The 12,932-nt window shown below is 42.4% G+C and carries 14 protein-coding genes and 2 pseudogenes; 3 read left to right on the top strand and 13 right to left on the bottom strand.

Translation table 11 applies throughout. The annotated features are described in order from the left end of the window. From IM473_RS02345 to IM473_RS02335, 3 genes are all read right to left on the bottom strand, one after another. A partial coding sequence (locus tag IM473_RS02345) for an ATP-binding protein (protein ID WP_287690340.1) occupies positions 1-952 on the bottom strand: 952 nt, incomplete at its 3' end. Between the two features lie 74 nt (positions 953-1,026). Continuing rightward, positions 1,027-1,446 carry a type II toxin-antitoxin system VapC family toxin gene (locus IM473_RS02340; RefSeq protein WP_287659405.1) on the bottom strand — a complete coding sequence of 140 codons (420 nt, stop codon included), beginning with the start codon at positions 1,444-1,446 and terminating at the stop codon, positions 1,027-1,029. After that, positions 1,443-1,727, bottom strand: coding sequence for a hypothetical protein (locus tag IM473_RS02335; protein ID WP_287659404.1), 285 nt, complete (start codon positions 1,725-1,727; stop codon positions 1,443-1,445). Before IM473_RS02335 ends, IM473_RS02340 begins: the two co-directional genes overlap by 4 nt. Positions 1,728-1,803: 76 nt before the next feature. On the opposite strand from IM473_RS02335, the gene IM473_RS02330 reads away from it, so the two are divergent. Further along, positions 1,804-2,394, top strand: coding sequence for a Uma2 family endonuclease (locus IM473_RS02330; protein ID WP_287659403.1), 591 nt, complete (start codon positions 1,804-1,806; stop codon positions 2,392-2,394). Between the two features lie 259 nt (positions 2,395-2,653). On the opposite strand, the gene IM473_RS02325 is transcribed toward IM473_RS02330, so the two are convergent. Further along, positions 2,654-3,856: a glycosyltransferase family 4 protein gene (locus IM473_RS02325; protein WP_287659402.1), complete on the bottom strand. Its 1,203-nt coding sequence runs from the start codon at positions 3,854-3,856 to the stop codon at positions 2,654-2,656. A gap of 13 nt (positions 3,857-3,869) precedes the next feature. Then, entirely contained in the window at positions 3,870-4,970 is a 1,101-nt protein-coding gene (aroC, locus tag IM473_RS02320; protein ID WP_287659401.1) for a chorismate synthase, read from the bottom strand. A 234-nt stretch (positions 4,971-5,204) separates the two neighbouring features. Between aroC and IM473_RS22450 the strand changes: the two are divergent. Continuing rightward, a pseudogene (locus IM473_RS22450) lies at positions 5,205-5,388 on the top strand (hypothetical protein). 80 nt (positions 5,389-5,468) lie between these two features. Further along, entirely contained in the window at positions 5,469-6,188 is a 720-nt protein-coding gene (gene sfsA, locus IM473_RS02315) for a DNA/RNA nuclease SfsA (protein WP_287659400.1), read from the top strand. Between the two features lie 129 nt (positions 6,189-6,317). Here sfsA and IM473_RS02310 read toward each other — a convergent pair whose 3' ends face one another. The 8 genes and pseudogenes from IM473_RS02310 to IM473_RS02275 form a co-directional block, all read right to left on the bottom strand. Beyond that, the gene (locus tag IM473_RS02310) at positions 6,318-6,929 is read right to left on the bottom strand and encodes an NYN domain-containing protein (RefSeq protein ID WP_287690338.1); all 612 of its coding nucleotides are present in this window, start codon (positions 6,927-6,929) and stop codon (positions 6,318-6,320) included. A 22-nt stretch (positions 6,930-6,951) separates the two neighbouring features. Beyond that, positions 6,952-7,620: an energy-coupling factor ABC transporter ATP-binding protein gene (locus tag IM473_RS02305; RefSeq protein WP_287659398.1), complete on the bottom strand. Its 669-nt coding sequence runs from the start codon at positions 7,618-7,620 to the stop codon at positions 6,952-6,954. Positions 7,621-7,765: 145 nt separating this feature from the next. Then, positions 7,766-8,035 (bottom strand): UPF0367 protein family, encoded by a 270-nt coding sequence (locus tag IM473_RS02300; RefSeq protein WP_287659397.1) that lies wholly within the window; start codon positions 8,033-8,035, stop codon positions 7,766-7,768. A gap of 28 nt (positions 8,036-8,063) precedes the next feature. Beyond that, a complete protein-coding gene (locus tag IM473_RS02295; RefSeq protein WP_287659406.1) occupies positions 8,064-8,576 on the bottom strand; it encodes a serine/threonine protein kinase in 513 nt (170 codons plus the stop codon). 11 nt (positions 8,577-8,587) lie between these two features. Next, positions 8,588-8,779, bottom strand: a complete 192-nt coding sequence (locus IM473_RS02290; RefSeq protein WP_287690337.1) for a hypothetical protein — start codon at positions 8,777-8,779, stop codon at positions 8,588-8,590. Positions 8,780-9,119: 340 nt separating this feature from the next. Continuing rightward, positions 9,120-9,854 carry a M15 family metallopeptidase gene (locus IM473_RS02285; RefSeq protein ID WP_287659395.1) on the bottom strand — a complete coding sequence of 245 codons (735 nt, stop codon included), beginning with the start codon at positions 9,852-9,854 and terminating at the stop codon, positions 9,120-9,122. A 31-nt stretch (positions 9,855-9,885) separates the two neighbouring features. Further along, the gene (locus IM473_RS02280) at positions 9,886-11,277 is read right to left on the bottom strand and encodes an NAD-dependent malic enzyme (protein ID WP_287659394.1); all 1,392 of its coding nucleotides are present in this window, start codon (positions 11,275-11,277) and stop codon (positions 9,886-9,888) included. Positions 11,278-11,442: 165 nt separating this feature from the next. Beyond that, positions 11,443-12,795: pseudogene (locus IM473_RS02275) on the bottom strand (O-linked N-acetylglucosamine transferase, SPINDLY family protein); the annotation flags it as partial. Between the last annotated feature and the right edge of the window lie 137 nt (positions 12,796-12,932).

Below are 12,932 nucleotides of genomic sequence, written 5' to 3'. Positions count from 1 at the left end.
TATCGGGTAAGGTTTGCCCTGCTAAAATCGGTTCAATAATATTTTTAACTCGTTTTTCCCTGAGTTTTTCCGCTAAACTATCTAAATGAGAATCTTGACGAGAAATTAATATTTCTTTGGCTGTTAAAATGTGTTTTTTGGTAATAGTAATATTTCTATCTTTTACCATTTTTTCTACAATTTCTTTAGCTAAAGCATTGACTAGCCAAGGTTGTCCTTGGGTTAAATCATAAGCTGTTTCTATTGCTTCTGGTGTAAAAATTTGTCCTGTTGCTGCTGTATGTTGTTGATATAATTCTCCCACTTCTGCAAGATTAAAATTTCGCATAGTCAGAGAAGCAACTTTTATATTAAAAGGACTAGATGTATTTAATCTATCACTACCTCCCGATGCTACTTTATAATCTCTCACATCTCGTAAACCAATTAATCCTACCGATGAGGGAAAATTTTCAGGACGATTGGGAAAACCATCTCTTAATTGTCGTAAAATTGAAATTAATGTTTGGTCTTGTAAGGAATCAATTTCATCTATAAATAATACTATGGGACGATTGATAGCTTTTGCCCAACCTCTTAAAAAAGCCTTTATTCTGCTTCCTGGTTCTTCCTGTTGCCATTGTTTAGCAGGTGGTTGTAATTTGATCGGTAAACTATCCTCAATTGTATTATACCAAGTTCCTAAAATTGCTAATTCTGCGGCAGTAGGATCATGATTAAATGCACTTCCTACTTCTACCGATACCATGACTGCAGCATAATTTCCTCTATCGGTAAGTTGTTTTGCTAGGGATAACATAGCGGTGGTTTTCCCTGTTTGTCGTGGTGCGTGAAGAACAAAATAACTACGTTGTTGAATTAGCTCCTCTAAATCTGGTAATCTGACTGTGGGAGAGAGCATATAGTGGATATCGTTGGAACAGGGACCGGCAATATTAAACCAGCGAGTCATAGAATTTTGGTAATAGGTGAACTCTTTAAGTTTAGACATTTTTTATGCTCTTGATACATTACTAAAACCACCATCTAATGAGAGTTGGTTAATTCGGCAATTAATTGTTCAGGAGTGATAATTCGTGGTGTGACAATGGGGAAATCTTGAGGATTACGGGTAATAATTGCATCTAATTGATTAACTACCGCAGTAGAGTATTGAATAGAATCTTCAAAATCCTGAAAATTGGTTGTGAAAGCCATTATAATTGCGGCCTGATTTACTGTAGCAATTTGACAAAAATTAATTAACTGCTTTAAATAAGTAAGCGTCCAATCTCGACCTCTTGCCTTACGGATAATATAATACAAATCACTAAAAGTTGAGGCGGAAATATAACCTGCAATTGTGCCTTTTTCAATTAGTGATAAAACTTGTTCACTTGCATTCCAAAAAGGTTCTCTCTCTAAGGCATTATCAATAATGATATTAGTATCTATCAGGATTTTCACAGGTTATATTTCTCCTTTAAATATTCATATTTAGCTTGATCTGGATCAAAGTCTGCCGGAATGGCAGGGGCATTTTCAAATAAACCCTGAAATGCTTTGATCCTAGATTTTCTTTTTGGTGTTTCTGGTGCTGGTTCAGTGGTTGGGGTTGTGGTATGATCAAGGGTGTCTGTGGCTGCCCAAACTACAATTTCCACGTTTCCGGGGGGTAAGTTCAGGGGTTCGGTAATCAGCAAGTTACCAGATGAATCAATTTTTCCTTTGAGTTTGTATGCTTGCATGATGTTTTTTATGATACTCTGTTTTTATATCATATCATAGTGAACAAAATTCACGCTCTAAATTTGGGTTTAAATTATGATAACTACACTCATTGAACGAGAAGCAGAACCAATTTTAATTAGTGACTTAACCTGGAGAGAATTTAAAGCTGTTGAACAGCTAATTGATCGCCCAGGGTTAAGGTTATCTTTTTTAGATGGAGTTTTGGAGATTAGAAAAATGCCAGGGAAAAAACACGAAACCATCAAAGAACGTATTGGTGCTTTACTAGAAATTTATTTAGAATTTTTGGGATTAGATTTTACTCCTACTGGTTCTGTCACCTTAGAAAATGAATTTGAAAAGGTTAAAAGAGAAGGTGATAAATCCTATGAGTTGGGAGCCAATAGAAAACATCCTGATTTAGTGATTGAGGTGGTTGTTAGTAGTGGAGGAATTAATAAACTGGAAGCATACAAACGGTTACAAATCCCTGAAGTTTGGTTTTGGATGAATGATGAATTATTGTTTTATAGTTTAGGAAATGAGGGATATAAAGCTGTTAGTAAATCGCAACTTTTACCGAGTTTAGATGTAGGTTTATTGATGCGTTGTATTAACACAGAAAATCATGCTCAAGCACTGCGGGAATTTAGATCAGGGATAAAAATTATTGAATCAACATAACAATATAAAATGGTAATTTTTTCTGCCTATATAAAGATTATGGGTTAACTTAACAGTTGCAGAATGCCGAGAATTAAATTCTCAATATTCCATCACAAGGGAACAAGTTTTTAACCGTTTCATCGCCTCCGTATTATTAGAAGAAAGACGAGTAGGCAATATTCCTGCTTAGGAAGGAATTAGGATTGTAAGAGAAAGAATTTAATAGCGATATTAATCATTTAAAAGACAGTATTTTTGGGAAAATGCTCTCATTTCATCAACTCAATAACCAATCTAGATGATCCTGTAAACATTGCTTGAGGTCGTAGCGTTGCTTGATAGTTTCCCTGGCATTTAAACGCAGATTTTGCCAACCCTGGGGATAATCTAACACTTCATCCACGCGATCGGCTATTTGTTGGGGAGAAAAGAAATCCACTAATAAACCATTTTCCCGATCAGTAATTAATTCTCGCACAGGGGGAGTATCGGAACCAATCACGACGCAACCCATGGCCATAGCCTCTAACATTGACCAGGACAGCACAAAAGGACGGGTAAGATAGATATGGGCCGCCGATGCCTGTAAAACCTGTTTATATTGACCGTAGGGCAGAGAACCGGTAAAATGCACCCGGGATAAATCCAAAGAAAGGCTTTCTAACATCAATTGTTTATAGGTTTTGCCGTCCGGTAGAGTTTTCCCATAAGCGACCCGATCCTCCCCGACAATCACCACATGACAGTTAGGCCGACGGGCTAAAATTAGGGAAACAGCCGTCATAAATTGGGGAAAACCGCGATAGGGTTCCATTCCCCGGGTTGCATAGGTGACAATCTCCTTAACACCCGATAAATCTAAACCTATCTCTGGAATCACTAACTGCACATCGGGACGGGGACAGAAATAGTCCGTATCGATGCCATCGTGCAAAACCGTGAGTTTCGAGTGAAATTCCGGGGGAAATTGTTGTTTTTGCCAGATAGTCGGCGATAAACCTCGATCGCAACTGACCATATCGATGAGGATCGTCGCATTTTTAATTCTAATCCGGGCTTCGGCATCAGCATTAAGGGGATCCGCCGGATCAAAATCAGCATCGGAACCATGGGCATGATAAAACCATTCAAAATAGGCTAAAAACTTAGTTTTCGGGAAAATATCCTTGATAAATAGGCCCGGCCCCCAGCCAGAATGTGCATAGACAATATCGGGATAAAATCCTTGATTTTTCAGTTGTTGGCAAACACCATAAACCGCTTGACCTTGTAAAACCGCACTTTCGAGGGGACGGACATAATGATGGGTTTGGGGAGAAACAGCGCGACTTTCCTTGTAAATAAATTTTTTTACCCCCGCTATCTCTCCCTCTTGCCTGGTAGTGCCGAAAATCACTTGATTTCCGGGGTCTTGAGCCAAAACCGTGATTAAATGGCGAAATTGGGCGGGAAAATTGGAATGAAGGAATAAAAATTTCATCGCGGGTAAAGGTTTAGAAAAAGCGATCGCTAATCGTACATTGTCCCTGAAAACGGAGCAGATGATCGCATAATACCAAAGCCATCATCGCTTCTACCATGGGGACGGCCCGGGGTAAAACGCAAGGATCGTGTCTTCCTTTGGCTGCCAGGGTGGTTTCTTCCCCGCTGCGCGTCACGGTTTTTTGTTCTTTACCGATAGTCGCGGTGGGTTTAAAAGCGATGCGGATAATAATATTTTCACCGTTACTGATTCCCCCTTGGATGCCTCCTGAACGATTGCTAGTGGTGCGAATTTCCCCGTTATCATCGATAAAATACTCGTCATTGTGTTCGCTGCCGGTTAAGAAGGTTCCCGCGAATCCCGATCCGATTTCAAATCCCTTACTCGCGGGTAAGGACATCATCCCCTTAGCTAAATCGGCTTCTAGCTTATCAAAAACGGGTTCTCCTAGACCTTTCGGCACATTTCTGGCTACACATTCCACCACACCGCCGATCGAGTCTTTATTCAGGCGAATTTGGTCGATCAGGGCGATCATTTGGGCGGCCGTTTCCCCGTTGGGACAACGCACTATATTACTTTCCACCTCGTCGAGGGTGACGGTGTTGGGGTCGATGATTGCCTCAATATCTTTAATTCGCTTCACATAGCCGATAATCTCGACATTATAGACAGATTTAAGGATTTTTTTAGCGATCGCTGCTGCGGCCACCCGGCCGATGGTTTCCCGGGCCGAGGATCTGCCTCCTCCTTTCCAGTTGCGAATGCCGTATTTTGCCTCGTAGGTGGCATCCGCGTGGGAAGGTCGGAATTTCTCGGCCATTTCGTTGTAATCTTGCGAACGAGCATCCTGATTCCGCACTAGAATAGCGATCGGTGTACCGAGGGTTTTGCCGTCAAAAACGCCCGAAATTATCTCACAAATGTCATTTTCCCGACGCGGGGTCACGATTCTGCTTTGTCCCGGTTTGCGACGGTCTAAATCGATTTGTATCTCCTCTTCGGAAATTTCTAAGCGCGGAGGACAACCATCGATAACCACTCCTACCCCACCCCCGTGAGATTCTCCAAAAGTGGAAACCCGAAATAGTCGTCCGAAAGTGTTACCCATAATCTCAATATCTACTAAGCCTCAAGCTTTTATTGTACCTGAGCGGTTATCAGTTATCAGTTATCAGTTATCAGTGATCAGATGTGAGTTTTTAGTGGACAGTCTTAAGTAGAAAATTGCCGTTTTTTTGTCACTGATGCCATTTTTCAAAAGTAATCGCAGAGATGGTTAATTTCCCTTACCCCCACAACCAAAGGGAGAGGGGAGTAAAATGCCGGCTCTCTTATTCTTTGTGTGATAAGTTTAACTTATATAACACCGATCAATCTTTGTGTCCTTTTTTGTGGTTCGTTCCATTTGCTCGCCAGCAGGAATGTATTTTAGAATACATTTTACCCACCAAACCCAAGAGAGTAAAATGCCTGCTACGAATAAAGGAAAATACTATGATTACTGTTTACTGATCACTGTTCACTGATAACTGAAAGGTCTCCTGTCTTCAGGTTAAGCTCCCAAAAAAAGGCTATTCTTTACCTTATATAGCCTGGCGAAAATTTGATGACTTCTTTGTTAGTTCACACATACCCTTCTCTTGTCAAGGGTATTTTAATTAAACGTTACAAACGCTTTTTTGCCGAGATACAACTGGACAACGGAGAATTAATTACGGCCCATTGCGCTAATACCGGACCGATGACGGATGTATGTGTAGAGGGTCAACCGGTTTATCTTTCTCGCAGTGATAACCCGAAGCGAAAATTAGCTTATACCTGGGAGATGATTCAACTGGGGGAGACTTGGGTGGGAGTTAATACCAATCTTCCTAATCAGGTGGTGAAAAATGCCCTGTTGCAAGGAGTTTTTCCCGATTTGGTCAAAAATGACACCGAGGTGCGATCGGAAGTGGCCTACGGTCAAAATAATGGCAGTAGAATTGATTTTCTTTTGACCCATGGCGATAAATCCCTCACCTATATCGAGGTCAAAAATACCACTTGGAATCAGGGAGAAACGGCCCTTTTTCCCGATACTGTCACCACGCGGGGACAGAAGCATTTACAGGAATTAATGGCTTTATTGCCGGCAGCGGAGGCGATTATGTTCTACTTTATTAATCGGGGTGATTGTGACCGGTTTGCTCCGGGGGATAGTAAAGATGCTAAATACGGGCAGTTATTGCGTCAAGCAGTGGCTAAAGGAGTCAAGGTTTTACCCTGTCGCTTCCAAGTGACACCCACGGGAATTTATTATTTAGGTTTAGCAGAATTGCAACTGTGAAACCAGTGGTTTAGATGGGCCAGCTTTTGACAAAATCCCCCAGACCGCAACTGACCTTTAAAAACCTAGAGACACAGTTACCTGTGCCTCTACGGGGGATTTTTGTCGATACATATTTGAGGTAATTTGTCAAGGTTTTTGATAACTAATTCCGTGGCGCATTTTCTCTAATTTCTGTTGCACCTTAGCATCGAGAGAATGGAATAAAAAACGCCCTTTGGGACTTTGAGAAGAACTCTGGGATTGTCTCAGACGACGACCGGTTAAATCCACCTCGATTTCCAGACGTTGAGCGGAAATCCACTCGGCCCCGTAACCCATAACGGTCATTTTTTGGGCATTATCAGAAGTAGCGACGATAATCCGTTCGATAGCTGGGGCGCGATCGTGCCAAAAATCGGCGCAGGTTTTCTCGATATAGGTGTCGGCGGTTTGAGCGTGAGCGGTAAAATAAACCGATAAATGGTTAGTGTAGCGTTCCTGGCTGCCGGGGGTGTTTTGAAAGTAGGAATCGAAGACAATTTGGGTTTGATAACCCTGATGGTGGGTGTAACCGATTAGGGTTTCAATTAACTTGTCTCGCGCCGGTTCGAGACCGTGGCGATCGCTAATTTTTTTCAGGGACGGCCAAGCACCGATGACGTTGTAGCCGTCAACCAGCAGAAGGGAACGATCAGAAGAATTAAGCATGGCTTTGAGAGTAATTCGTGTGGCATTAAGGGCAGTTCTAAAAAACAGCATCCTAATGATATTAACAAAAAATTTAAGATTCAACCGCCGCACTTGCCAATAATCTCGCTTTTAATTCTAGGGGATTTCCCCGATCCGTTACCTTGCCCCCCTCTAACAAAAATGCCCCATCGCTGTAATCCAATTCATCAAGGCGATGGGTCACCCAAAGGGCCGTAATCCCCCGGTTTTTGACCAATTTCTGCACTTGAGAGACTAATTCTAACTGGGTATCCCCATCCAAAAGGGCGGTGGGTTCATCAAAGAGCAAAACCTCGCAATGACGAGCTAAGGCCCCCGCAATGGCGATTCTTTGCTTTTGTCCGCCACTGAGAGCATAGATCGGTCGTTTTTCCATTTCTAATAAATTCACCGCCCCTAGGGATTCCCGCACCCTGGCCCGAATTGCTGGCGTGGATAAACCCTCGGATACCAACCCAAAAGCCACATCTGCCCCCACTGTTGGCATAACTAACTGATGGTCGGGATTTTGGAAAACAAAACCGAGGGGGTTAGGTATCTCTATTTCACCGCGACTAGGTTTTAATAATCCCGCTAATAACCGCAGCAGGGTTGATTTACCGCTGCCATTTGTCCCCAACAACATCCAAAATTCTCCTCTGGGAACTTGCAAAGAGCAGCCATTTAATACTGATTTCCCATTCGGCCAGCTAAACCAGAGGTCTTTTACTTTTATAGTCATGAATTATCAGTTATCATTTATCAGTTATCAGTTATCAGTTATCAGATTTGAGTTTTTAAGTGTGCAGTATTAAATAGAAGTTTCCTACTGTCTTTTTACTGCTCACTGATTACTGGTTACTGCTCACTGATAACTGATTAAAGAACTATTCTGTGGCTAAAGCGACAAACCCCGGCGCTCTACCAGTGGAGGCAGCCCCGGATTTTTGTGACACAATCACCGCACTGATCTGATCGCTCAAAACCGCCACCTTTTTATCGGTTTGTTTTTCGCAGGTTAATTCTAATAATTCTGGATTCGGCGATCGCATAGCGTTAATAATTGTTTGATACAAAGCGTCTGCCGCCACTTCTTCCTTGCGCTGCACGGAAATGGGGATGGGCGAGAGTTTCAGGGTAATATCGATCGAATACATAGTTTAGCGTTCCCTTCCAAAAAACAAGTCAAAAACCATTGTATAACAGGGGTTGGGTGTTGGGGTTTTGGGGTGTTGGGGTTTTAGTGGAAATTCCCCTATCTCCCCATAGTTGCCCATCACCCACCGCCGATAACCTTAGGATCATAAGGGACTTGCGTAGGAGCGGCAGCTCACCTGTTAACATTTCATGTAACATCATCTCCAACTCAAACAAATCGCTATAACTTCCTACATCTTCCCCTAAAATTACCTCTGGAGCTGCATAGCTTTCAGTAAAAGCTTGAACACTGCGACTATTCTTTCTCAATCCTTGCCTTGCTGACCCAAAATCGATTAAAACCAGCCGTTTTTCATCGGTAATTAAGACATTATCTGGTTTTAAATCTAAATGATAAATATTTTGCTTCTCATCATGCACTGCTTCCCAAGCACTGACTAAATCATTCATTACCGACTCAATATCTTTCTCATTTAATCTCTTTTCTGGTTGTTTATCTAAAATATCTCTTAAAGTTTGTCCCTTCACCAATTCCATCACCAAATAAACGGTTATCTGGCAAGGGTTTTAAGAATTGTTAATTGCTCTGTTTTTGCCAACAACTCATCTAACTCAGCTACCTCATCAGCGCAGAGCAAAGATGCTGCATTTCTCATCACTAAATCATCTAAACGGGTTGGCTCTACTAGGGCCAATTGACAACTTGCCAGTGCTTTTAATTCATCCACACTCAAACCAATCAAATAATCTTGATCGAGGCCTAATGGATTGGCAAATCGAGAATAGGTGTTCCAGTCTAATAAAACCCCAACTCGTTCCCCTTGCTCATTTGTTAAGTATTCTACCGGCTTGGACAGATCAGAAACACCCAGAAGACAATGTCATCCTATTTTAGTAATTAACTCCAGAAAATGCCATTGATCGCCGATAAGGTTATCCTATTTTTGTTTTCCTAATTGTTAGGTTTTCTAAAAAGTTGAAAAAGTACGGGCGAAGCATTCGGATAGAAAATCTCTGGTTTCAGCGATAGGTTATTGTCCGAATGCTTCGCCCCTACAGGACGCAATTGCCGATAAGGTTATCTTATTTTTGTTTTCCTAATTGTTGGGCTTTATAAAAAGTTTCTAAACTGTGACTATCCCCGACAAAACGCCAGTGCCAGGGTTCATAATTAATACCCTGGGGATTATTTTCGGGGAAAGATAACTCGAAACTATACTGGGCAGCGTTATTTTGCAACCAACGAAAAGCGGCAGTATTAGCAAAACTGCTACTTAAATTCGTTGCGGGAGCGCTACCATCGCCAATATCGATCGCATAACCGGTATGATGTTCGCTGTAACCCGGAGGTGCGCTCACTTCTGCTCGTTTGCGGGTTTGCTGATTGCGTTGTTTTTTAACTTCAAAAAAGAGCTTTTCTTGGGTTGCTTTCGATCGAAATGCGGAAATCGGCATTAAAATCACCCCCGACCTTCTCGCGTCACTCTGCATCTGGATAAAAGCCTTGGCTGCTGCCTTCCTTAAACGCATAGCACCATCCCCAGTAATAGGGGCTAATTCCGTCTCTGGGGCCTCTTGATAGGGTAAATGACCTAGAATGTTCTCAATGGGGCTAGGAGTGGCTTTAATGGGGGGGGAGGGGTTAATAACCGGTTTTTTTACGGAAGCAGAGGGACGATTCAAGACTGCTATGGCAATTAGGCCGGTTCCCACCAGAGCGAGTAAACCGCTTGCGATCGTTATGAGACCATGGGGATTAGTAGTTTTTCTGTACTGGTTGTCCCGCAAAGCTTCGGGAATATCATCGATCGGTTTCACGGTTTACTTACCCTCCTGCAAGATAATTACATTATTCCCCGGCCACTCCATCTTGACGAGCAGCGTGTTGAACGGCGGCGGCCACAGCCGTAACTACACGACCATCAAAAACCGAGGGAATAATATTCTCTCGATCGAGATTAGCAGGAGTGATCAAAGAAGCGATCGCTTTGGCCGCTTCCAGATACATATTATCGGTGATTGCCCTAGCGCGACAGTCCAAGGCCCCGCGAAATAATCCGGGGAAAGCGAGAACATTATTAATCTGATTGGGATAATCGCTGCGTCCGGTAGCCACCACGGCCACCAAATCATTGATTAATTCCGGTTGAATTTCGGGAATCGGATTAGCCATGGCAAACACGATCGCATCTTTAGCCATTCCCTTGACCATTTCGGGAGTCAATACCCCCGGTGCGCTCACCCCCAAGAAGACATCAGCGCCTTTAAGAGCATCACCTAGCTTACCACTGGCGGCTACGGCCCAAGCTTGTTTTTCTGGGGTTAAATCGTCCCGTTTTTGGGAGAGGATACCAAGGGAATCACAGAGGATTATATTTGTAGCTCCTGCGGTTTTAAAGAGAGTAGCGATGGCGATACCCGCCGCACCCGCACCATTAATGACGATTTTGACTGTATCAAGCGATTTTTTGACCAATTTGAGGGCATTAATCAGGGCAGCCAGGGAAACGATCGCTGTACCATGTTGATCATCGTGGAAAACGGGAATATTTAATTCCGCTCGCAGACGTTTCTCGATTTCAAAACAGCGTGGAGCGCCGATATCCTCTAGGTTAATACCCCCAAAAACCGGAGCGATTCTTTTGACGGTTTCGATGATTTCTTCGGGGTCTTGGGTGGCTAAACAGATGGGAAAAGCATCAATTCCGGCGAATTCCTTGAATAACATCGCTTTCCCTTCCATGACTGGCAAGGCAGCCTCTGGCCCGAGATTTCCTAATCCTAATACCGCGCTACCATCGGTAACTACAGCGACGGTGTTGCCCTTGATGGTCAATGAGTACACCAGTTCGGGTTGGTGGGCGATAGCCGTGCAGATGCGACCAACTCCGGGGGTGTAGGCCATGGCCAGGTCATCTTGGGAGGTGAGGGGAATACGACTCTCAATGGAGATTTTACCCCGACGATGGAGATCGAAGGTGCGATCGGAAACTTTAAGAAGTTTAACATCCGGTAGAGCTTTAACCGCAGCGATAATCTGTTCCGCTTGGTCGGTACTAGCGGCATCAACCATCACTTCTCTGGTGCTAATCTTTAAATTGCGTTCGATTAGAGAAATTTGCCCTAAATTCCCCCCGACATCGGCGATCGCATTGAGGACAGAAGCGAAGGTTCCCGCTTGATTGGGGATTTCTATCTTGAGACTTAAACTATAGCTAGGATTGGGCGTTAAATGAACCATGCTGAAGGCTTCCAATACTGATAAATATTGATTATCTTCTATCTGTGGGGGACTTTGGTATCTAATCGTGCAGTTTCTTTAGCTATTAGGGTCTCTCTGGGCCTAACACCAGTGGAGCGGGGTGTGGGGTGTGGGGTGTGGGGTGTGGGGAGATGGCAAATTAGGTTAGACTTCATCTTGATGAGAAAGGCTGTAAATATTCCACATTTGTTGATAAGCAGTTTCTAAATCTCTGGTAAATTGTTTGGCATTCCAGAGGGGAGATGTATGACGAGATTGACGTAATTGATAACGGACTTCTTCGCGCAAATTTTTATCCAATCCTAACTTAATTCCCCACTGCACATATTCCTCCTCACTCCAAGCTATACCCTGACTAATGCCAGCATTTTTCATAAAAGTATAGCTATTGCGGGCTGCGAATTGTTCACCAACCCTAGTGACTAAAGGAATCCCCATCCAGAGGGTTTCTAGGGTTGTGGTAGCACCACTATAGGGATAGGTATCGAGAATTATATCAGCAATTCCTAGATTAGCGCGATGGGTTTCCTCATGCAAATCATTGGGCAAAAATCTTAATCTATCTTGACTAATTCCCAATTCGTCGGCACTTTTGAGAAATAATTCTCGAATGGTTTCTTTGTCGGCAAAACCTTTGATTAAAAGATAGCTATTAGGAACCTGTTGGAGAATCTGCAATTGCAGACAAATCATGTTTAAGGTGCGTTTTAATCCCGATTGCACGGTCAGATAAATAATAGCATCATCGGGAATATTTAAATCAGTTCTTCTCCTAGTGGGAACACCCACTTCAAAACCATCCACGGATAAATAAGAGTTAGGAAGTCGGATAATTTTTTCTGAATAAATTTCTTCAGCATTTTTGGGTAAAACGTAGTTATCGGCAATAAAATAATCAATAGCAGGAATTCCCGACGCATCTAATCCTAACCAAGTTACTTGTATCGGTGCTGGTTTTAAAGCCATTACTAGATAAGTTGTATTATTGGTTAAGCTATCAAGATCCACTAAAATATCTAAGTTATCTTGACGAATTTGGGCAGTTATTTGTTCAATTTTTGCTGGCAAGTTATAGCTATAATCTGAGTTATTTATAAACCATTTTTCAGTAATTTCGTCTGCTGCTTGGTTGACAAAATAGGTGTAAATTTCAAATTTATCTCGATTATGATAGTGAAATAACCAGCGACTTAACCAACCCACAGAATGACGACGGAGAGTATGGGCAATATAACCAATTTTTATTTTTCTTGCTGGAGATTTTGGAGAAGAAACAGGAGCAATATATTTATAGCGGGTTCTTACATCTGCTTGAAAAATTTCCGCTAGTTTACTTTGTAAATAGCGATTAATTTTGGGATTATCTTGATAGTAGGGAAGACAGATAGTAACTCCTAAAATAGAGTCAATAATAAAAGGACGTGCATTAAATTGTTTAGCATTAATTTGTCCCTCGATTAGTTGTATTAATTCATCGATAAATTTAGGTAAATTTCCTGAGAGGGGGACAAGCGAGCTAGAAGGTAGATAGGGCAAGCGATATCGCTCTTTGTCCTTTGATGTAATCCTTCAACCGATAGCGGCTAATTTGCATTAGCTCTTCTATATTTTTTTGGAACATTTGATGTAGCCCG

It is taken from the genome of Microcystis sp. M015S2, assembly GCF_020245945.1.
Lineage (GTDB): Bacteria > Cyanobacteriota > Cyanobacteriia > Cyanobacteriales > Microcystaceae > Microcystis.
This window is presented reverse-complemented; position numbering and strand designations above follow the sequence as displayed.

Bases quoted from the DNA above. Each gene is read 5' to 3' on its own strand.
- IM473_RS02335 (WP_287659404.1), bottom strand. From the start codon at position 1,727: ATGCAAGCATACAAACTCAAAGGAAAAATTGATTCATCTGGTAACTTG.
- sfsA (WP_287659400.1), top strand. From the start codon at position 5,469: ATGACTTCTTTGTTAGTTCACACATACCCTTCTCTTGTCAAGGGTATT.
- IM473_RS02310 (WP_287690338.1), bottom strand. From the start codon at position 6,929: ATGCTGTTTTTTAGAACTGCCCTTAATGCCACACGAATTACTCTCAAA.
- IM473_RS02280 (WP_287659394.1), bottom strand. From the start codon at position 11,277: ATGGTTCATTTAACGCCCAATCCTAGCTATAGTTTAAGTCTCAAGATA.
- IM473_RS02330 (WP_287659403.1), top strand. From the start codon at position 1,804: ATGATAACTACACTCATTGAACGAGAAGCAGAACCAATTTTAATTAGT.
- IM473_RS02305 (WP_287659398.1), bottom strand. From the start codon at position 7,620: ATGACTATAAAAGTAAAAGACCTCTGGTTTAGCTGGCCGAATGGGAAA.
- IM473_RS02300 (WP_287659397.1), bottom strand. From the start codon at position 8,035: ATGTATTCGATCGATATTACCCTGAAACTCTCGCCCATCCCCATTTCC.
- aroC (WP_287659401.1), bottom strand. From the start codon at position 4,970: ATGGGTAACACTTTCGGACGACTATTTCGGGTTTCCACTTTTGGAGAA.
- IM473_RS02325 (WP_287659402.1), bottom strand. From the start codon at position 3,856: ATGAAATTTTTATTCCTTCATTCCAATTTTCCCGCCCAATTTCGCCAT.